The following is a 20,819-nucleotide window of genomic DNA, read 5'->3' on the forward strand; positions in this document are numbered from 1 at the left end:
AGGCGTTACAATCGCCGCTGATTGTTGACTCCCTCTCCCGTCGGGAGGGGGGAAAATAACTTACCGCCAGGCCCATTCATGACTACCGATATTCGTGCGCTTTATACCCGGCTTCCGGCCATTGACCGCTTACTACGCGACCCCGCTTTTTCTCCCCTGCTGGCGCAGCACGGCCATTCGCAGGTGGTGGCGCAGCTGCGCCAGATGCTGGATGAGGCGCGGGAACAGATTAGCCAACGGCAGACGCTCCCTGACTGGAGCCATGACTGGCTGCACGCCTGTGAGCAGCGGCTCACCGCCGGCCAGCGGAGCGCCCTGCGTCCGGTGTTTAATCTCACCGGTACGGTATTGCATACCAATCTGGGGCGCGCCATCCAGGCGGAGTCGGCTGTGGAGGCGGTTGCCAGCGCGATGCGCGCGCCGGTGACGCTCGAATATGATCTCGACGACGCCGGGCGCGGCCATCGCGATCGCGCCATTGCCGATCTGCTGTGCCAGATCACCGGCGCGGAAGATGCCTGTATCGTGAACAACAACGCGGCGGCCGTTCTGCTGATGCTGGCGGCCACCGCCAGCGGCCGCGAAGTGGTGGTTTCCCGCGGCGAACTGGTGGAGATCGGCGGCGCATTTCGCATTCCTGATGTGATGCGTCAGGCGGGTTGTCAGCTGCACGAAGTGGGTACCACCAACCGCACCCATGCCAAAGACTATCGTCAGGCGGTGAATGACAATACCGCGCTGCTGATGAAGGTTCACACCAGCAACTACAGCATTGAAGGCTTTACTAAAGCCGTCGACGAAGCGGAGCTGGCGGCCATTGGCCGCGAACTGGACATCCCGGTGGTGGCCGACCTGGGCAGCGGGTCGCTGGTGGATCTCAGCCAGTATGGCCTGCCGAAGGAGCCGATGCCGCAGGAGATGATCGCCGCCGGGGTGAGCCTGGTCAGTTTCTCTGGCGACAAGCTGCTCGGCGGCCCGCAGGCCGGAATTATCGTCGGCAAACGCGCGCTGATTGCCCGGCTGCAAAGCCATCCGCTGAAGCGGGCCCTGCGCGCGGATAAAATGACCCTCGCGGCGCTGGAAGCCACGCTGCGCCTCTATCAGCACCCGGAGGTGCTGACGGAGAGATTACCGACGCTGCGCTTGCTCACCCGTCCGGCGGAAGAGATCCGCCGGCTGGCTGAACGCCTGCTGCCTGACCTGGCGGCACACTATGCTGACTTTGCCGTCAGCGTGGCAGCCTGCCAGTCGCAGATTGGCAGCGGTTCGTTACCCGTTGACCGCCTGCCCAGCGCGGCGTTGACCTTTACCCCGCATGACGGCCGCGGCAGCCGGCTGGAGGCGCTGGCTGCCCGCTGGCGCGCGCTGCCGTGTCCGGTGATTGGCCGCATTGATGATGGTCGGCTCTGGCTGGACCTGCGCTGTCTGGAAGATGAAACCCGGTTTATGGAGATGTTGTTACGATGATTATTGCCACCGCTGGACATGTTGACCACGGCAAAACGACGCTGCTGCAGGCGATAACCGGCGTAAATGCCGATCGTCTGCCGGAAGAGAAAGCGCGGGGAATGACGATCGATCTCGGCTATGCCTACTGGCCGCAGCCGGACGGGCGGGTGCTGGGATTTATTGACGTTCCCGGACACGAAAAGTTTTTGTCCAACATGCTGGCGGGGGTGGGGGGTATTGACCATGCGCTGCTGGTGGTGGCCTGCGATGACGGGGTGATGGCGCAAACCCGCGAACACCTGGCGATCCTGCAGTTGACCGGAAAGCCGACGCTGACCGTGGCGCTCACCAAAACGGACCGCGTGGCGGCCACCAGGGTGGAGGAGGTCCGGGCGGAGGTCGAGCAGACTCTGCGCGAGCTGGGCTTTGACGCCGTCGCTTTCTTTCCCACCGCGGCGGCGGAAAACATCGGTATTGCCGAACTGCGCAGCCATCTGCTGCAGCTTGCGGAGCGCCCCCGCCCGCAGCAGCAGCGGTTTCGCCTGGCGCTGGACCGCGCTTTTACCGTCAAAGGGGCAGGGCTGGTGGTCACCGGGACGGCGCTCTCCGGTGAAGTACGGGTCGGGGATACTCTGTGGCTCACCGGCGTCAACACGCCGATGCGCGTGCGGGGTCTGCATGCCCAGAATCAAGCGGTTGAGCAGGCGCACGCCGGGCAGCGCATTGCGCTGAATATTGTCGGCGATGCACAGAAAGAGGCAGTGCACCGCGGCGACTGGCTGTTGTCCTCACCGCCGCCGGAGCCTGCGGAACGGGTGATTGTCGAGCTGCAGTGCCATACGCCGCTCAGCCAGTGGCAACCGCTGCATATTCACCATGCTGCCAGCCACATTACCGGCCGGGTGTCGCTCCTCGAGGACAACCTGGCGGAGCTGGTGCTGGATACCCCGCTGTGGCTGGCGGATAACGACCGGCTGGTGCTCCGCGATATCTCTGCGCGTATGACGCTGGCCGGCGCACGGGTGGTGACGCTGGATCCCCCGCGTCGTGGCAAACGTAAACCGGAGTATCTGCAGTGGCTGCACGCCCTGGCGGCAGTTGGCGCTGACGATGCGCCGGCGCTGGAGTTGCATCTGCAGCGGGATGCCGTCCGGCTTGAGCGCTTCGCCTGGGCGCGGCAGCTCAGCGAAGCCGGAATGGCGGCCCTGATCCAGCGACCGGACTATCTGCAGGCCGGACAGCGCCTGCTCAGTGCGCCGCTTGCCGCCCGCTGGCAGCGAAAATTGTTGGATGCCCTGGCGCGCTACCATGAGCAGCATCGCGACGAGCCGGGCCCTGGCCGGGAGCGCCTGCGCCGCATCGCGCTGCCGATGGAAGATGAAGCGCTGGTGCTGCTGCTGATTGAGCAGATGCGTGAGAGTGGCTTAGTCCACAGCCATCACGGCTGGCTGCATTTGCCGGAGCATAAAGCCGGGTTTACCGACGAGCAGCAGGCGGTCTGGCAGAAGGTGGAAACCCTGTTCGGCGACGATCCGTGGTGGGTGCGCGATCTCGCGCGCGAAGTCCATGTCGAAGAGTCGCTGATGCGCGCGGTGCTGCGCCAGGCGGCGCAGCAGGGGATGATAACCGCGATCGTCAAGGATCGTTACTACCGCAACGATCGCATTGTGCAATTCGCCCAGCGGGTGCGCGAGCTGGATCAGCTGCGCGGATCAACCTGCGCCGCGGATTTCCGCGATACCTTAAACGTCGGGCGGAAGCTGGCGATTCAGATCCTGGAGTATTTTGATCGGATTGGCTTCACCCGCCGTCGCGGTAACGATCATATCCTGCGCGATAAGGCGTTGTTTCTGTAATCATTCACGCCAGCTCCCCGGCGGACTTCGTGCAGGGGAGCTGGCGAAAAGAACTTGTTAAAACCGCTGCGTGAGACCGCCGAAGCAATTTCGCGTGAGCTGGGTTTCACGGTGCGTGAAGCGTCAGGCAAATGACCACATCCTGCAGGCCATCTGACAAAAAACAGCGCTGATTCCATTCAGGATCAAAGCGCGGGCAGGGACTATTCTGGCACCCTGCGGTTTTATCCCCAGGGAGCAGAGGATGAACCAGTTTCTTATTGCCAATGCCCAGCGGTGTATTGGCTGTCGTACCTGTGAAGTGGCTTGTGCGGTGGCGCACCAGCAGGCGCAGGATGTCGCCGCCCTGTCGACGAACCATTTCGCGCCGCGTATCCGGGTGGTGAAAAGCGGTGACATATCGACGGCGACGGCGTGCCGGCAATGCGAGGATGCGCCCTGCGCCAGCGTTTGCCCGCAAGGGGCGATTCAGCGCGACAATGACGTCTGGTGGGTCGACCAGCGGCGCTGCATCGGCTGCAAAAGTTGCATGGTGGCCTGCCCGTACGGCGCGATGACCGTTACGGTAGTGAACGAGCAGGCGCAGGCGCTGAAATGCGATTTATGCCATCACCGCGCTGAAGGACCGGCCTGCGTGGCCGCCTGCCCGACGCAGGCGCTGCGGGTGATGGTTCCCGCGGAGCTGGAGGCGCTATGCGCGCAAAAACGCCAGCGGCTGGCGCTGGCGTGAGTGGGGGCGCTGACGGGCGTTAACCGTCCGTGGCGTCAGAGGCTATGCTTCCTGTTCGCGCCAGGCGAATTCAATCTCTTCGGCGAGAATTTTCACCCCGGCCTCAATTTTTTGCGGGTCTGGCACATAGTTCATGCGCATACACTGGTGAGTGTGCGGCCACGGCTTATCCAGACCCGGGAAGAAGTAATCCCCCGGCACCATCAGCACGCCGCGCTTTTTCAGCCGCTGATACAGCAGCTCGGTGGAGACCGGCAGGTCCTTAAACCACAGCCAGAGGAAAATGGCTCCCTCCGGTTTGTGGATCAGGCAGCGCTCCTCCGGTAAATAACGGCGAATAATGGCGATGGTTTCCTGCACCCGCTGGTAATAGAAGGGCTTGATCACCGTCTCTGACAGGCGCAGCAGATCCTGTCGTTTAATCATTTCGCACATCATTGCTGGCCCAATGCCGCCAGGGGCGAGGCTGATAATGCCGTTCATGTTGCTGATGGCGGTGATGATTTTCTCGTTGGCGATGATAATCCCGCAGCGGCTGCCCGGCAGGCCCAGTTTGGACAGGCTCATACACAGCACGATGTTTGGATTCCACAGCGGTCGGGCATCGCTAAAGATAATGCCCGGGAACGGCACGCCGTAGGCATTATCAATCACCAGCGGGACCCCGTGCTGATTCGCCAGCGCATCCAGTTTGATCAGCTCTTCATCAGTGATGACGTTGCCGGTCGGGTTGGTGGGGCGCGAGACGCAGATCATCCCGGTCTCTTCCGTCACCTGCAGATGTTCAAAATCAACGTGGTATTTGAACTGGCCTTCCGGCAGCAGTTCGATGTTCGGCCGGGTGGCAACGAACAGATCCTCTTCCAGACCGGCATCGGCGTAACCAATATATTCTGGCGTCAGTGGGAACAGTACCTTACGCGTGGTGCCATCTGCCCGACGGCCTGCAAACAGATTAAATAAGTAGAAAAATGCGCTCTGACTGCCGTTTGTTAGCGCAATATTCTGTGGTTCGATCTCCCAGCCCAGCTCGTCGCGCAGCATATTCGCCAGCAGAGCCAGCAGCTCGCTTTTGCCCTGTGGACCATCATAATTACAAAGCGCATCAAGGGCTTTGCCATTATCCAGCATGTCGGCCAGCAGCTGCTGGAAGTAGTCATTCATTTCCGGGATCTGAGCGGGGTTGCCGCCGCCCAGCATAATAGCGCCCGGCGTGCGCAGACCGTCATTAAGGTCTTCCATCAAGCGGGTGATGCCTGAATGACGGGTGAATTTGTCGCCGAAAAGGGAAAATGTCATCGCGAATAGTCTATCGGTGGTTCTGGAAAGTGGCTAACCATAACGCCAGCGCTGGCGTGGTGCAAATCGGCGGGAGGAGGCGGCTTTTTATCTTTATCCTGTAAATTGCTATTTTGTTAGCGTTTTGTTCTGAATGGCTCCCCGCCAGGGCGGAGAGCCACCTGTGGATTACTGCTGCTGTCCGGCCCAGATGACCATCACTTTGTCTTCACCGCTCTCACGCACGAACCCGTAACCACGCGACATCGACAGCGTTGTCTGTTTGCCCATGCCGATTGCCGGATGGCGAGCGCGGAACTGGCCGATCTTCTGCCAGTGGGTAACGCTGCGGGCCGCCTTGCCGTTGACATCCTGCCAGTTCATCTCCGAGCGGGTACCCTGCAGCGGGTCCGAGCCGGTGGGGCCGAACGGGCGCGATGATTCGTCGCCATAGAAAATCTGCACGGCGCCAGGGGCCAGCAGCAGTAGCTCCGCCGCGGTGGTGCCGCCTTCGCGGAACAGCCGCGTATCGTGCGAGGAGAGGTAGCTCAGGACGTTAAAGCTCTGCAGCTTGTCCGCCATTTGCTGCCAGGTGAGGTCAATATTGGCCATACAGGTCGCCGCTTTCGCCGCCTGGTCCTGGTAGTCGAAATTGATCATCGCATCAAAACCGTGGCGATAATAATCGCTCTGCATCACTACATGTCCCCAGGCTTCGCCGGTCATCCAGAACGGCGCCGCATCCAGCGCTTTATCCGGATTGGCTTTCTTCCACTCCGCCAGCGCGGCGGTGGCCTGGGTTTTTAACTGCTGCCAGGCGTCCATCTCCACATGTTTGGCGGTATCGACGCGGAAGCCATCGATGCCGTAGTCACGTACCCACTGGCTCAGCCAGTGTGTCAGATAGTCGCGCGGCGTATAGCCCGGGATCGCTTTCGCTGCGGTGTCCGGTTTATGGCTATAGAAGTTCGGCAGGCCTGAGGCTTCCTTCGATTCGGTTTTCAGGTCCGGCAGGAAGGCCAGCGACATGGTGAGATCGTCATAGCCTGGGTTGTCATAATCGCCGATATCGGTGCGGATCCACTTCTTGCCCCACCATTTCTCCCAGCCGGCTTTGTCGCTGAAGTTGATATAGTCGTTAAAGCTGTGCCAGGTCTGGCCCGCGCCCGGTTTCCAGTCCGTCCAGCGCTCGCCGAGGGTTTTTTTCAGCTCATCGCCTTGCAGATACAGGGCGCCGAACTGGAACTCCTGCATGTCGGCCAGGGTGGCGTAACCGGTATGGTTCATCACCACGTCAAACAGGATGCGTATGCCGCGCTTATGCGCTTCATCCACCAGTCGGCGGAGATCCGCTTCGGTCCCCATGTTGGCGTCCAGTTTCGACCAGTCCTGGGTGTAGTAGCCGTGGTAGGCGTAGTGCGGGAAATCGCCCTTCGTGCCGCCGCCGACCCAGCCGTGGATCTGCTCAAGCGGGGAGCTGATCCACAGGGCGTTAACCCCCATCTGCTGCAGATAATCCAGCTTGCTGGTTAATCCCTGCAGGTCGCCGCCGTGGAAGGTGCCGATCTCCTGCATGCCGTCTTTATGACGGCCATAGCTGTTGTCGTTGGCCGGGTTGCCGTTTACAAAGCGATCGGTCAGGACGAAGTAGACAGTGGCGTTGTGCCAGTCAAACGGCGCCGGGGCGGCGGTCTCGGCACGCTCGAGCAGCAGCAGGCCATTGCTGCCGAAGGCGGGCTGCAGGGTGATTTTGCCGCCGCTGACGGTCGCGACATTGCCGCTGTAGAAATCGCGGACCTTGCTGCCCTCGGCGAAAGTTTTGCTGACGTCGATGGTCAGCGGTTTTCCATCCCACTTCGGACACTGACGGATCTGCGGCGCCGCGGCGCTGGCCTCTTTTTCCTCCAGCGAAATCATCATTGTCGGTGTGCCGGAGCGGGTATCCACCTCCAGGGTATACAACCCCTGGCGGAAGATACGCCATTGCGGCGGGGTGCCACGGCAGGGCTCCATGGACAGCATCTGGTTGAGCTTAATGCCGCCGGAAGGCTGCCAGCACTGCTGGTCAAAATTTAGCTGCAGAGGACGTGTACCCTTCTCAACCACTTTCTGGCTGATGAATCGGCCCGTCCCTTCTTCGGTAAAGGCAGGGAAGTCGGTAGTAGTCCAGGCGGCAAAGGCCATCCCAGGCACGAATAACGTGGCAAGCGCAGCGAGTTTCATTGCGGGATCCTGTGAGCGGTTTTTATCTAGTGTGCCTTGTTGCCGCACGGGTGAACTCCTCCTGGCCGGCGTTTTACCAGGAGGATGAAAAGGGGTGAGTGACACCGCTCAAAAAATAGGCTAAAAATGAGACGAAGCTAGCATTTTCGCACTGGCGATGCGGCGCAGAAACCGATTTCAGATGACACCAATTCGGAATTGGACTATTTCTGTTGATGCTCTCATTGCGTATTTTTGATACTATTAGCGATTCAGCTATCGTTTTTTTGTGAAAAACAAGGTGTTGGAATGCATATATCCGACCAGGAGACCTGATGATATCGAATCCCATACGACGATATGGGGCCGCCATACTTATGTTACTAACCTGTGTATTTTCAGGTAGTGTGTTGGCAACAACGCACACAGCAACAAAGAGTCATAAAGCCCCAACGGTTAAGAAGATCAGTAGTACTAAGGTAAGCAGTAAACAAGAGTATTCTCGCAATAGTGTAAAGAGCAGTTCACTTCCTGACTTGCGAAAATACCCTTCCGGAACACCAAGGAAAAAAGCGTTTCTCCGGACGGTCATGCCTTATATTACCAAGCAGAATCAGGCGATTACTGCGGATCGTAACTGGCTTGTTTCCAAGCAGTACGATGCTCGCTGGTCGCCGACTGAGAAGGCGCGCCTGAAAGATATCGCTGCCCGTTATAAGGTGAAGTGGTCAGGCAATACGCGTCATGTGCCCTGGAACGCGCTGCTTGAGCGTGTCGACATTATTCCGAACAGCATGGTAGCGACCATGGCGGCGGCGGAAAGTGGCTGGGGTACCTCCAAGCTGGCGCGTGAGAACAACAACCTGTTTGGCATGAAGTGCGGCGCTGGTCGCTGCCGCGGGGCGATGAAAGGCTACTCGCAGTTCGAATCAGTGGAGCAGTCGGTGCAGGCTTATGTCACCAACCTGAACACCCACCCGGCTTATTCTTCATTCCGCAAATCGCGCCTGCAGCTGCGCAAGGCGGATCAGGAAGTGACGGCCAGTACCATGATTCATAAGCTGAAGGGTTATTCGACCAAAGGGTCGAGCTACAACAACTATCTCTTCGCGATGTATCAGGACAATCAGCGGCTCATCGCCGCCCATCTGTAATCCGGATGCCCGGCCTTGTCGCCGGGCATTTTTTTGCCCTACAGCATCACCTCGCTGTGCCGGTCACGGTACTCCTTCGGCGTCACGTCGTACTCCTTCTTAAACACCGAATAAAAATATTGCAGCGATGGGTAGCCGCACATCTGTGAAATCTCATTGATCGACAGGCTGGTGGACACCAGCAGGCTGCGCGCCTTTTCCAGTTTCTCGCTGTGGATCACCGTGTGGATGGTCTCCCCGACTTCCTCTTTGAAGCGTTTCTCCAGATTGGAGCGAGAGATGCCCACGGCGTCGAGCACCTGTTCCACCTTGATGCCTTTGCAGGCATTGTTGCGAATGTAATGCATCGCCTGAATCACGGAGGGATCGTTCAATGACCGGTAGTCGGTGGAGCGTCGCTCAACGACGCGCATCGGCGGGATCAGCTGGCGCTGCAGCGGGAGCACCTCGTTATTCAGCAGCCGGTGGAGTAATTTTGCCGCCTGATAACCCATCTGGCGGGTGCCCTGGGCGACGGAGGAGAGGGCGACGCGAGAGAGATAGCGGGTCAGCTCCTCGTTATCGATGCCAATAACGCACAGTTTCTCCGGCACCGGGATATGCAGCAGCTCGCAGGCCTGCAGGACGTGGCGGGCGCGGGCGTCGGTGACGGCGATGATGCCGGTTTGCGGCGGCAGGGTTTGCAGCCAGTCGGCGAGCCGGTTTTGCGCGTGCTGCCAGTTTTCCGGCGCCGTCTCCAGCCCCTGGTAGACCACGCCGCGATACTTCTCCTTCGCGACCAGCTGGCAGAAGGCATACTCGCGCTCTACCGCCCAGCGTTTACCGCTGGAGGTGGGGAGTCCGTAAAACGCGAAGCGGTGCACCCCTTTTTCCTTCAAATGAAGAAAGGCGCTTTCCACCAGCGCGGCGTTGTCCGTGGCAATATAGTGGACCGGCGGGTACTGCTCTGGCTGATGATAAGAGCCGCCGACGCCGACGATGGGCACGTGGACATCGGCCAGCAGCTTTTCAATTTCGGGATCGTCATAGTCGGCGATAACGCCATCGCCCAACCACTCTTTGATGTTTTCGATTCGTGCCCGAAAATCCTCTTCAATAAAGATATCCCACTCCAGCTGGGAGGCTTGCAGATACTCGCCGACGCCCTCAACCACCTGGCGGTCATAAGCTTTGTTGGCATTGAATAACAGCGTAATACGGTGACGCTTTTCAAACATAGATAATGTTCCTGCTCTAACCCCGGTCATACCCCTTCATTCTTGATGTTGCCGATGGCCTGGCTTCCTCACTCACCCGGGCCACGTACGCCGGCACGCGGCCCGGGGGCGTCGTCTGCAACCCGAATGATGTTGGGTATACACTACCGGCTAATGCCCGAGATATTTCAAGCGCCTTGTGGCGAAGTTTGGCGGTAGCGCAAAGAATTCAGACATTCTTCAGAGAGTCTCTCCTCACGCGCGCCGCTTGGTGGCGGAGTCCATCCACACCGCCAGCAGCAAAATGGCGCCTTTAACGATATATTGCCAGAAGGTGGCGACGTCCATCATGCTCATGCCGTTATCCAGGGCTGACATAATAAACGCCCCCATTACCGCTCCGGCGACGCTGCCGATGCCGCCCGCCAGGCTGGTGCCGCCGATGACGCAGGCGGCGATGGCGTCCAGTTCGGCGATATTGCCCGCCGAGGGCGACCCGGCGCCGAGGCGCGAGCTGAGGATCAGCCCGGCAATGGCGACCATCAGGCCGTTAATGGCAAACACCGCCAGCTTGGTTCGCTCGACGTTGATCCCTGAGAGGCGGGCCGCCTCCAGGTTGCCGCCGATGGCATAGATGCGACGACCAAAGGCGGTGCGGGTGGCCATAAACAGGCCTGCCAGCAGCAGGGCAGCGAGGATCAGCACCGGGGTGGGCACGCCGCGATAGTCATTGAGCAGCCAGATTGCGCCCAGCACAATCACCGCGGTAATGGCCTGACGGCCGACGGCGGCGGTGGAGGACGAGGTCGCCAGACCTAACGCCTGACGGCGCATCCGCCCGCTCCACTGCCAGACGATAAACGCCGCCATGCCGACAACGCCGATGCCAAACCCAATACCGTCTGGCAGATAGCTTTGGCCGATCTGCGCCATCGCCGGGCTGGTGGGCGAGACGGTGGTCCCGTTGGTGATGCCGATCAGAATGCCGCGAAACGCCAGCATCCCGGCGAGGGTGACGATAAACGAGGGAACCTTGCGATAGGCCACCCACCATCCGTTCCACGCCCCGAGCAGCAGGCCCATCACCAGGGTCACCAGGATGGTGAGCGGCAGCGGCCAGCCGAGCCAGACGTCAAAGATTGCCGCGGCGCCGCCCAGCAGCCCCATCATCGAGCCGACGGACAGGTCGATTTCTGCCGAAATAATCACAAACACCATGCCAACGGCGAGGATGCCGGTGATGGCCGTCTGGCGCAGCAGGTTGGAGATATTGCGTGCGCTCAGGTAGGCGCCATCGGTAACCCAGGTGAAAAACAGCATAATGACGACGATGGCGGCGATCATCACAAAGACCTGGAGATTCAGCCCCTTCAGCGCCGGCAAGGCGGCGGGGGCAGTTGGGGTGAGTTTGATTTCAGACGACGTGTTCTTCGACATGGCGTTCGCTCCTCAGCGCGGCTTCCATCACCTGTTCCTGGGTCAGATGTTGATTAACCAAATTGGCTTTTAGTCTGCCTTCGTGCATGACCAGCACCCGATCGCTGAGACCGAGCACCTCGGGCAGTTCTGATGAAATGACAATGACCGCGATGCCCTGCTGCACCAGCTGGTTAATCAGTTTATAAATTTCATACTTCGCCCCGATATCGATGCCACGGGTGGGTTCGTCGAGGATCAGAATGCGCGGATTGAGCAGCAGACAGCGCGCGAGTATCGCCTTTTGCTGGTTGCCGCCGCTCAGGCGGCCAATCGCCAGTTCCGGCGAGGAGGTTTTAATTTTCAAACGCTGAATGGACTGCTGAATGCAGTGCTGCTCGGCGGCGTCGTCCAGGCTGCTCATCGCGCCGGTGAACTGGTTGAGCGCCGCCAGGGTAATGTTTTTGCCCACCGCCATCACCGGCACGATGCCGTCTTTTTTGCGGTCTTCCGGCACCATGGCGATGCCGTGGGCAATGGCCTGCTGGCAGTTAGAAATGCTCACCGGCTGGCCATCAATAAAGATCTCCCCTTGCCAGCGCCCCGGCCAGACGCCGAACAGGCACTGTACCGCCTCGGTACGTCCGGCGCCGACCAACCCGGCGATGCCGAGGATTTCCCCGCGACGCAGGGAAAACGAGACGTCATTGACGCGTTTAATATGGCGGTTTACCGGGTGCCAGGCGGTTAAATGTTCGACCCGCAGGATCTCCTCGCCGTGGGCGTGCGGCTCGCTGGGATAGAGCGCGGTGAGCTCGCGGCCGACCATCATGGTGATGATATCGTCTTCGCTCATGCCGCTGGCGTCGCGGGTGCCGATGTGCTGGCCATCGCGGATCACGCAGATCGTGTCGGAGATCGCTTTGACCTCATTGAGCTTGTGAGAAATATAAATGCAGGCGATACCGTGGTTTTGCAGATCGCGAATGATCGTCAGCAGCGTCGCGGTCTCTTGTTCGGTTAAGGAAGCGGTCGGTTCGTCGAGGATCAGCAGACGAACCTGTTTATTCAGCGCCTTGGCGATCTCCACCAGCTGCTGCTGGCCAAGGCCGAGGTCGCCGACGCGGGTGTCGGGCGAAATGGGCAGATTGACCTGCGCCAACAGCTTCTGACAGCGCAGCGTCATGGTTTCATAATCCAGCAGACCGTGGCGGGAGATCTCGGCGCCGAGGAAAATATTCTCCAGCACGGTGAGATGTTTCACCAGCGCCAGCTCCTGGTGAATAATGGCGATGCCTTTGCGTTCGGTATCGCGAATATGGTTTGCCTGCAGCGTTTCGCCGGCAAAAATAATCTCGCCCTCATAGCTTCCGTGCGGATAGATACCGCACAACACCTTCATCAGCGTCGATTTCCCCGACCCATTTTCACCGCATAACGAGACCACCTCACCCGCGTTAAGACGCAGGCTGACGTTATCCACGGCTTTAACGGCGCCGAAGGTTTTGGTGATGTTCTTCATTTCGAGTAGCCAGGCCATAAAGACTCCGCAAAAGTGATATCCGGCGGGATGAAAATGACGCCCCGGAGCGGGGCGTCAGCCATTACAGTTCACTCTTTTTATGGAAACCGTCTTTAATCACCGTGGCGTCGATATTCTCTTTATTCACCTCAATGGGCGTTAACAGGCGCGAAGGGACGTCTTTTAAGCCGTTATTCAGCGTGGTATCGGCCTTCGGCTGCTTATCGTTACCCAGCTCAACGGCGATTTCGGCGGCGTTGGTGGCCAGGGTGGTAATCGGTTTATAGACGGTCATCGTCTGGGTACCGGAAATAATGCGCTTCACACCCGCCAGGTCAGCATCCTGACCGGAGATCGCCACTTTACCGGCCAGCCCCTGGGCGGTTAAGGCCTGGATGGCGCCGCCGGCGGTGGCATCATTGGAGGCGACCACGGCATCGATCTTGTTATTATTCGCCGTCAGCGCGTTTTCCATTATTTTCAGCGCGTTCTCCGGCAGCCAGCCGTCAACCCACTGATCGCCGACAATCTTAATTTTGCCTTCATCCACATACGGTTTGAGGACCTTCATCTGCCCGGCGCGGAACAGTTTGGCGTTATTATCCACCGGCGAGCCGCCCATCAGGAAATAATTACCCTGCGGCACTTTGTCGACCAGACTTTGCGCCTGCATTTCACCGACTTTTTCATTGTCGAAAGAAATATAGAAATCAATATCAGCATTATTAATCATACGGTCATAGGCCAGGACTTTAATACCTTCCTGCTTGGCTTCTTTAATCACGTTGCTGAGTACCTGACCGTTATAAGGAATAATGACTAACACATCGACGCCGCGGTTGATCATATTTTCAATTTGCGACATCTGCGTTTCTTCATTACCGTTGGCGGACTGGACAAAAACTTTGGCGCCTAAGGATTCCGCTTTATTGACGAAAATATCACGGTCTTTCTGCCAGCGCTCCAGACGCAGATCGTCGATGGCCATGCCAATCTTCACTTCTTTCGCCATCCCCGCCATGCTGGCGAGCAGGAGGGAGCTGGCGCAAAGTGTAAGGCAAAGGTTCTTTATCTTCATAATAATGATACCTTTTTTGTAAGGGTAGGTAAGACGAACGGAAAATAATGTTTGATACATGAGGTTGCGGATACGTTACAGATTCTTAACGCGGAAAGCAGGGCTGGCAATTACCGGTTCTTATTTTGCCGTTATGAAATTTCGTTTAATGTGCAAATTATGACGGCGATCGTATTTTATTCATGCACACACTTATTATTGCACTGGACTTCCCCGACAAGGCGCGGAGAAGAGGGAAGAATATTATTTTTTGCGAGCTGGCGCACGTTTGTGGATTCTCTCAATGGCGGTGTGAAATAACGTAATTGAGGAGATGGAAAGTGAAATTCTATATTGGCTTAAACCCGTCATACTTCAAGTTGTAGGTGGGTTGGTGACATTCGTTGCTCCGACCTCTTGCTGGTACCAGCGCCTGGAGGTTCACGCTCTTGCCGCCTTCCTGCAACTCGAATTATTTAGGGTATCTGATTGGTTATTCGCCGCATCTCTGAATATGGAGTTCTCTATGCAGACCTATTTCGATCAACTCGATCGCGTTCGTTACGAAGGCCCGAAATCCACTAACCCGCTGGCTTTCCGTCACTACAACCCGGATGAACTGGTGCTGGGCAAACGGATGGAAGATCATCTGCGTTTTGCGGCCTGTTACTGGCATACCTTCTGCTGGAATGGCGCCGATATGTTTGGCGTGGGCTCCTTCGACCGTCCATGGCAGCAGCCTGGCGACGCCCTGGAGATGGCCAAACGTAAAGCCGATGTGGCGTTTGAATTCTTCCACAAACTCAACGTGCCTTACTACTGTTTCCACGATGTCGATGTCTCGCCGGAAGGCGCCTCGCTGCAGGAGTACAGCAATAACTTCGCCCGCATGGTCGAGGTGCTGGCAGAGAAACAGCAGCAGAGCGGCGTGAAGCTTCTGTGGGGGACCGCAAACTGCTTTACCAACCCGCGCTACGGCGCTGGCGCGGCCACCAACCCGGATCCGGAAGTGTTTAGCTGGGCGGCCACCCAGGTGGTCACCGCGATGAATGCCACTCATCAGTTGGGAGGCGAAAACTATGTGCTGTGGGGCGGTCGCGAGGGCTATGAAACCCTGCTGAATACCGACCTGCGTCAGGAGCGTGAACAGATTGGCCGCTTCATGCAACTGGTGGTGGAGCATAAGCATAAAATTGGCTTTAAAGGCACGCTGCTGATTGAGCCCAAACCGCAGGAACCGACCAAGCATCAGTATGACTATGATGCCTCTACCGTTTACGGCTTCCTCAAACAGTTTGGTCTGGAAAAAGAGATTAAACTGAATATTGAAGCTAACCATGCCACGCTCGCCGGCCATTCGTTCCATCATGAAATTGCGACGGCCATTGCGCTGGGGCTGTTCGGCTCCGTCGACGCCAACCGCGGCGATCCGCAGCTGGGCTGGGATACCGACCAGTTCCCGAACAGCGTCGAAGAGAATGCGCTGGTGATGTATGAAATTCTTAAAGCGGGCGGCTTCACCACCGGCGGCCTCAACTTTGATGCGAAAGTGCGCCGGCAGAGCACCGACAAATACGACCTGTTCTATGGTCATATTGGCGCGATGGATACCATGGCGCTGTCGCTGAAAGTTGCGGCGCGGATGATTGAGGACGGTGAGCTGGATAAACGCGTGGCCAGACGCTACGCCGGCTGGAACGGTGAGCTGGGGCAGCAGATCCTTAACGGGCAGATGACCCTCAGCGACATTGCCCGGTATGCCACTCAGCATCAGCTGGCGCCGCAGCATCGCAGCGGCCAGCAGGAACAACTGGAAAACCTGGTCAACCATTATCTGTTTGATAAGTAATCATGCGGCGGCGCCCGGCATGACCGGCGTCGCAACCAGGATGCTCTGTTCGCGCCACGCTTAGCCGTGGCGCGCGTTTAAGGAGAGGTAGTATGTATATCGGCATCGATCTGGGAACATCGGGCGTCAAAGCCATTCTGCTGAATGAGCAGGGTGAGGTAGTGGCATCGCATACCGAAAAACTCACCGTCTCGCGTCCGCATCCGCTGTGGTCGGAACAAGATCCCGAACAGTGGTGGCTGGCGACAGACACGGCGATGAAAGCCCTGGGCGCGCAGCATAGCCTGCGCGACGTGAAGGCGCTGGGCATCGCCGGGCAGATGCACGGCGCCACGTTGCTGGATAAATCGTTACAGGTGCTGCGTCCGGCCATTTTATGGAATGACGGCCGCTGCGCCGAAGAGTGCCAGCTGCTGGAGGAAAAAGTCAGCGCTTCCCGGCAGATCACCGGCAACCTGATGATGCCGGGCTTTACGGCGCCGAAGTTACTCTGGGTGCAGCGCCACGAGGCGGCGGTGTTCAACCAGGTCGATAAAGTGCTGCTGCCGAAGGACTATCTGCGCCTGCGCATGACCGGCGAGCTTGCCAGCGACATGTCTGACGCCGCCGGTACGATGTGGCTGGACGTCGCCCGGCGTGACTGGAGCGATGAGATGCTCGCCGCCTGCGATCTCAGTCGGGATGCGATGCCGGCGCTGTTTGAAGGCAGCGACGTCACCGGGCAACTGCGACCTGAGGTGGCGCAGGCGTGGAATATGCCGCAGGCGCTGGTGGTGGGCGGCGGCGGCGACAACGCCGCAGGCGCGGTCGGGGTCGGAATGGCCGACGCCGGCCAGGCAATGCTGTCGCTGGGCACCTCAGGCGTCTACTTCGCCGTCAGCGAAGGGTTCCTCAGCAAACCCGAAAGCGCGGTGCACAGCTTCTGCCATGCGCTGCCGGGCCGCTGGCATCTGATGTCGGTGATGCTCAGCGCGGCCTCCTGCCTGGACTGGGCGGCGAAATTAACCGGCCTGGCCAGCGTGCCGGCGCTGATCGCGGCGGCGCAGACGGCGGATGAAAGCGCCGGTCCGGTGTGGTTCCTGCCCTATCTGTCGGGCGAACGCACGCCGCACAACAACCCGCAGGCCAAGGGCGTCTTTTTTGGCCTGACGCATCAGCATGGGCCGGCAGAGCTGGCGCGGGCGGTGCTGGAGGGCGTGGGCTATGCGCTGGCGGATGGCATGGACGTGGTACACGCCTGCGGCATCAAGCCGCAGAGCATCACGCTTATCGGCGGCGGGGCGCGCAGCGCTTACTGGCGGCAAATGCTGGCGGATATTAGCGGCCTGCAGCTCGATTACCGTACCGGGGGCGATGTCGGCCCGGCGCTGGGGGCGGCCCGGCTGGCGCAGCTGGCGGTGCACGACGAGGCAGACCGCGCCGGGCTGCTGAAGCCGCTGCCGCTTGAACAAGCGCATCGCCCGGACGATCGCCGTGTGGCCCACTATGCGCCACAGCGGGAAACCTTCCGCCAGATTTATCAGCAGCTGAAACCGCTGATGTCTTAGCCTCAGTCCGTCCGGCAGCGCCGGGCGGATTCCCTCCCTGAATGTCCCGGCTACATCCATCCAAAAAAGCGTATTTGTTTATTCCGAAATCTCCGCTTTCCGGTGCGTAACCTGCGGCATCGCCGGGGGAGTCGGTCATAATCAGCCCCTGTCGACCAGGGAGGTGAGATGAACACAAAACGCAACATTGCCAGGGTGATGATGGCAGCAGGATCGCTGGTTTATCTGCTCGGTATCTGGCGAACCTGCCCGTTGTTTAGCGGTAAAGGTTATTTTCTCGGCGTACTGGTGATGGGGATGTTTGCCGTCCTCGCCCATCAGCGCGCCAGCCAGTGGCAGGAACAGGACGACGGCTTTATTGCCTTATGTCGGCTGGTGCTGCTGCTATCGGTCGGCCTGCTGCTGGTTGGCGCCTGGTATGTGCCGGCAGACTGGCATGAAAAAGCCGTCTATATCGCGGCGTGGTTTGTCTGCTTATATGGCGCATCGGCAACCCCCGAACGGACCCGCGTCGCCCGGGCGATGCAAAAAACGGAATAAGCGCCGCTCCGAGGCGCGTAAAAGGTAAAAAGTGATGGAAAACAAGCACGCGACGTATTCTCCGGCGTTTCATTTGATCTCCTGGATTGCCCTGATCGGCGGCATCGTCACCTATCTGGTGGGGCTGTGGAATGCCGATATGCAGTTGAATGAGAAAGGCTATTATTTTGCTGTCCTGGTACTGGGGCTGTTTGCCGCGGCATCTTATCAAAAGACGGTGCGCGATAAGTATGAAGCCATTCCGACCACCGCGCTGTACTACACCACCTGCCTGGTGGTCTTCGTTATCGCTGTAGGTCTGCTGGTTATCGGACTGTGGAATGCCACTCTGCTGCTCAGCGAGAAAGGGTTCTATGGGCTGGCGTACTTTTTGAGCCTGTTTGGCGCTGTTGCGGTGCAGAAAAACGTGCGTGATGCCTGGGACCCGACGCGCTTACGGGAACCTCTCAGCGTGACGGAAGAGGGGCCTGAGTCGTAAGTCGGGCCCCTCCGGGTGGCGGACCGTTAGCTGACCAGCCGGCGGCTATCAATCCGCTGCACCAGGCCTGACAGCAGCAGGCTGCCGAGCAGGGCGGCGCTAAATATCCACACAATGTCCAGCAGCGGCCAGCGGGACAGCTCCAGATGGCTGGCGCGCAGCGCATGCACTATCAGGGCATGGAAACCGTAGATCCCCAGTGAATGTCGCGCAATGCAGGCGATACCGGGCAGGGGACGTGCGTTAAGCCAGTTTTTGGCCAGCGTCAGCAGGGCGACCGCGCAAACGAACACCGCCGGCCCGCAGTAGAGATACCAGGTGTCGCCAAAGTCTCCGCGCCAGCGCAGCTCATGCAGCGTGCCGCGGGAGATAACCCACACGGCGGCGATGAACAGCGCGGCGCAGAACGGGGTCAGCCATTTTTTATTGGTGTCCAGGGTGCCAATGGCTCTGCCCAGCACGCCGTAGAGCACGTAATAAAAGGTATCGCCGTTGATATAGAGGTTGACTGGCAGCCACTCAATCCCGGCGGCTTTGACGCTGACCATATTGGGGTTGGCCAGAATACCGAGGATCGCCATCAGCACCAGCAGCATTTTGCCACTGACGGACTTAACCTGAATCAGCGGCGAGAGCAGGTAGATGACGGCGATAGCAAAGAAAAACCACAGGTGGTAGAAGACGGGCTTCTGCAGCAAATTCTTTAACGATAGCTCGACGTTGATATGGGTAAACAGCGCGATATACAGCAGAGACAGCGCGCTATAGAACGCAATGCACAAACCAATTCGCCAGAAATGGCGCGGCTGGGCGCTGCGCTCGCCAAAAAACAGGTATCCCGAGATCATAAAAAACAGCGGCACGCTGACGCGGGAGGCGGAATTGAGCAGATTGGCGATGTCCCATTCCATAAGGGTGATGGCATGCGGATGAGTGATATACCAACTGGTACTGTGGATCATCACCACCATCATGCAGGCGATACCGCGCAGGTTGGTGATCCAGTGTATCTTTTCTTGCATCAGTCCCTCAAAGTCTGCTGGCGAAATAAGGTCTGACCCGCCTTATGTCCCGGTGTCGCAATAGATTAGTCTGAGTTTTCGGTCACAGACTTGTCGCGGTTTTATGATATTCGCAAAATACCTGTAATACTGAATCTTTACGATAACAACTTGCTAACAAGGCGGTGGAGGAGTACGTGGTGAAAGGTGTTGTTTCCATTATGCTGGTGCTGCTCCTCGCGGGCTGCAGCGAGACCATTTCTCCCCCGGCGCAAAAAGCGCAGCGCGCACGCATTACTCCGCAAACGACGCTCAATATGGCCCAGCTTTGCAAGGATCAGGCCGCTATTCGCTACAACACGCAAACGCAGCTCGTTGACGTGAACCATTTTGAACAATTCCAGGCGAGCTATGAGCTTTCGGGGCGGACCGGCAAGAATGAGCGTTTCATCTGTTCCTTTGACCCGGACGGCCAGTTTATGCATCTTTCGATGCGCTGAATCGACCCCGGCTGGCGTAAATTTCGTCCGTTTTCCTGAAACAACGCCGTTTCGTACTGTATATCTCGCAGCCAGCGGGTATACTGACTCCTTCCTTTAAATCCACACGTATCCAGCACGAAATCATATGCAAAAGTTTGATACCAGGACCTTCCAGGGCCTGATCCTGACCTTACAGGATTACTGGGCTCGTCAGGGCTGCACCATTGTTCAACCACTGGACATGGAAGTCGGCGCCGGCACCTCTCACCCGATGACCTGCCTGCGCGCGTTAGGGCCGGAGCCAATGGCGACCGCCTACGTGCAGCCTTCCCGTCGTCCAACCGATGGCCGCTATGGCGAAAACCCGAACCGTTTACAGCACTACTATCAGTTCCAGGTGGTGATTAAGCCCTCTCCGGACAACATTCAGGAGCTGTACCTCGGATCGCTGAAAGAGCTGGGTATGGACCCGACCATTCACGATATTCGTTTTGTCGAAGACAACTGGGAAAACCCGACGCTGGGCGCCTGGGGTCTGGGTTGGGAAGTGTGGCTCAACGGCATGGAAGTGACGCAGTTCACCTACTTCCAGCGGGTGGGCGGCCTCGAGTGTAAGCCGGTGACCGGCGAGATCACCTACGGTCTGGAGCGTCTGGCGATGTACATCCAGGGCGTGGACAGCGTTTATGACCTGGTCTGGAGCGATGGCCCACTGGGTAAAACCACTTACGGCGACGTGTTCCACCAGAATGAAGTGGAGCAGTCCACCTATAACTTCGAATACGCCGACGTCGACTTCCTGTTCTCCTGCTTTGAGCAGTATGAGAAAGAGGCCCAGCAGCTGCTGGCGCTGGAGACCCCGCTGCCGCTGCCGGCCTATGAGCGTATTTTGAAAGCGGCTCACAGCTTTAACCTGCTGGATGCGCGTAAAGCCATCTCCGTCACCGAGCGTCAGCGCTATATTCTGCGCATTCGCACCCTGACTAAAGCAGTGGCGGAAGCGTACTACGCTTCCCGTGAAGCGCTCGGCTTCCCGATGTGCAACAAGAATAAATAAGAGGC

The 20,819-nt window shown here is 58.5% G+C and carries 17 protein-coding genes and 1 pseudogene; 11 read left to right on the forward strand and 7 right to left on the reverse strand.

The window, feature by feature from the left end; genetic code table 11:
• The first annotated feature begins 78 nt into the window (after positions 1–78).
• The 4 genes and pseudogenes from selA to HMPREF3142_RS10490 all read left to right on the forward strand — a co-directional run bounded on the left by selA (position 79) and on the right by HMPREF3142_RS10490 (position 4,035).
• Entirely contained in the window at positions 79–1,467 is a 1,389-nt protein-coding gene (selA, locus tag HMPREF3142_RS10480) for an L-seryl-tRNA(Sec) selenium transferase (protein ID WP_008806866.1), read from the forward strand.
• Positions 1,464–3,305 (forward strand): selenocysteine-specific translation elongation factor, encoded by a 1,842-nt coding sequence (gene selB, locus HMPREF3142_RS10485; protein ID WP_049157242.1) that lies wholly within the window; start codon positions 1,464–1,466, stop codon positions 3,303–3,305. The genes selA and selB overlap by 4 nt, the downstream gene beginning before the upstream one ends.
• A gap of 42 nt (positions 3,306–3,347) precedes the next feature.
• A pseudogene (locus HMPREF3142_RS27735) lies at positions 3,348–3,440 on the forward strand (IclR family transcriptional regulator); the annotation flags it as partial.
• A 109-nt stretch (positions 3,441–3,549) separates the two neighbouring features.
• On the forward strand, positions 3,550–4,035 hold the full coding sequence (locus tag HMPREF3142_RS10490; RefSeq protein WP_008806868.1) for a 4Fe-4S dicluster domain-containing protein: 486 nt from the start codon (positions 3,550–3,552) through the stop codon (positions 4,033–4,035).
• Between the two features lie 42 nt (positions 4,036–4,077).
• Here the strand turns inward: HMPREF3142_RS10490 and avtA are convergent, their stop codons facing one another.
• Together avtA and HMPREF3142_RS10500 are read right to left on the reverse strand one after the other, a co-directional pair.
• Positions 4,078–5,334: a valine--pyruvate transaminase gene (gene avtA, locus HMPREF3142_RS10495; protein ID WP_049157236.1), complete on the reverse strand. Its 1,257-nt coding sequence runs from the start codon at positions 5,332–5,334 to the stop codon at positions 4,078–4,080.
• A gap of 168 nt (positions 5,335–5,502) precedes the next feature.
• The gene (locus HMPREF3142_RS10500) at positions 5,503–7,536 is read right to left on the reverse strand and encodes an alpha-amylase (RefSeq protein ID WP_070612055.1); all 2,034 of its coding nucleotides are present in this window, start codon (positions 7,534–7,536) and stop codon (positions 5,503–5,505) included.
• 314 nt (positions 7,537–7,850) lie between these two features.
• Between HMPREF3142_RS10500 and HMPREF3142_RS10505 the strand changes: the two genes are divergently transcribed.
• On the forward strand, positions 7,851–8,669 hold the full coding sequence (locus HMPREF3142_RS10505; RefSeq protein WP_008806871.1) for a protein bax: 819 nt from the start codon (positions 7,851–7,853) through the stop codon (positions 8,667–8,669).
• Between the two features lie 38 nt (positions 8,670–8,707).
• Here the strand turns inward: HMPREF3142_RS10505 and xylR are convergent, their stop codons facing one another.
• From xylR to xylF, 4 genes are all read right to left on the reverse strand, one after another.
• Positions 8,708–9,886 carry a D-xylose utilization transcriptional activator XylR gene (gene xylR / locus HMPREF3142_RS10510; protein ID WP_008806872.1) on the reverse strand — a complete coding sequence of 393 codons (1,179 nt, stop codon included), beginning with the start codon at positions 9,884–9,886 and terminating at the stop codon, positions 8,708–8,710.
• 234 nt (positions 9,887–10,120) lie between these two features.
• On the reverse strand, positions 10,121–11,302 hold the full coding sequence (gene xylH / locus HMPREF3142_RS10515) for a xylose ABC transporter permease XylH (RefSeq protein ID WP_070612056.1): 1,182 nt from the start codon (positions 11,300–11,302) through the stop codon (positions 10,121–10,123).
• Positions 11,280–12,821: a xylose ABC transporter ATP-binding protein gene (locus tag HMPREF3142_RS10520; protein ID WP_012540329.1), complete on the reverse strand. Its 1,542-nt coding sequence runs from the start codon at positions 12,819–12,821 to the stop codon at positions 11,280–11,282. The genes xylH and HMPREF3142_RS10520 overlap by 23 nt, the downstream gene beginning before the upstream one ends.
• 64 nt (positions 12,822–12,885) lie before the next feature.
• Positions 12,886–13,881, reverse strand: a complete 996-nt coding sequence (xylF, locus tag HMPREF3142_RS10525; RefSeq protein ID WP_004210164.1) for a D-xylose ABC transporter substrate-binding protein — start codon at positions 13,879–13,881, stop codon at positions 12,886–12,888.
• 505 nt (positions 13,882–14,386) lie between these two features.
• On the opposite strand from xylF, the gene xylA reads away from it, so the two are divergent.
• The 4 genes from xylA to yiaA all read left to right on the forward strand — a co-directional run bounded on the left by xylA (position 14,387) and on the right by yiaA (position 18,274).
• Entirely contained in the window at positions 14,387–15,709 is a 1,323-nt protein-coding gene (xylA, locus tag HMPREF3142_RS10530) for a xylose isomerase (RefSeq protein ID WP_039102633.1), read from the forward strand.
• A gap of 92 nt (positions 15,710–15,801) precedes the next feature.
• Complete coding sequence (gene xylB / locus HMPREF3142_RS10535) at positions 15,802–17,256, forward strand: xylulokinase (protein WP_023317356.1); 1,455 nt, start codon at positions 15,802–15,804, stop codon at positions 17,254–17,256.
• Positions 17,257–17,424: 168 nt separating this feature from the next.
• The gene (gene yiaB, locus HMPREF3142_RS10540) at positions 17,425–17,796 is read left to right on the forward strand and encodes an inner membrane protein YiaB (RefSeq protein WP_008806878.1); all 372 of its coding nucleotides are present in this window, start codon (positions 17,425–17,427) and stop codon (positions 17,794–17,796) included.
• Between the two features lie 31 nt (positions 17,797–17,827).
• Positions 17,828–18,274 carry an inner membrane protein YiaA gene (yiaA, locus tag HMPREF3142_RS10545; RefSeq protein WP_008806879.1) on the forward strand — a complete coding sequence of 149 codons (447 nt, stop codon included), beginning with the start codon at positions 17,828–17,830 and terminating at the stop codon, positions 18,272–18,274.
• A gap of 26 nt (positions 18,275–18,300) precedes the next feature.
• Here the strand turns inward: yiaA and HMPREF3142_RS10550 are convergent, their stop codons facing one another.
• Positions 18,301–19,296: an acyltransferase gene (locus HMPREF3142_RS10550; RefSeq protein ID WP_012540332.1), complete on the reverse strand. Its 996-nt coding sequence runs from the start codon at positions 19,294–19,296 to the stop codon at positions 18,301–18,303.
• 179 nt (positions 19,297–19,475) lie between these two features.
• On the opposite strand from HMPREF3142_RS10550, the gene HMPREF3142_RS10555 reads away from it, so the two are divergent.
• The gene (locus HMPREF3142_RS10555) at positions 19,476–19,775 is read left to right on the forward strand and encodes a YsaB family lipoprotein (protein ID WP_077598881.1); all 300 of its coding nucleotides are present in this window, start codon (positions 19,476–19,478) and stop codon (positions 19,773–19,775) included.
• Positions 19,776–19,902: 127 nt separating this feature from the next.
• A complete protein-coding gene (gene glyQ, locus HMPREF3142_RS10560) occupies positions 19,903–20,814 on the forward strand; it encodes a glycine--tRNA ligase subunit alpha (protein WP_070612057.1) in 912 nt (303 codons plus the stop codon).
• Positions 20,815–20,819 lie beyond the last annotated feature (5 nt).

The sequence above is a fragment of the Klebsiella sp. HMSC16C06 genome (assembly GCF_001808325.1).
In the GTDB taxonomy this organism is placed as follows: domain Bacteria; phylum Pseudomonadota; class Gammaproteobacteria; order Enterobacterales; family Enterobacteriaceae; genus Klebsiella; species Klebsiella variicola.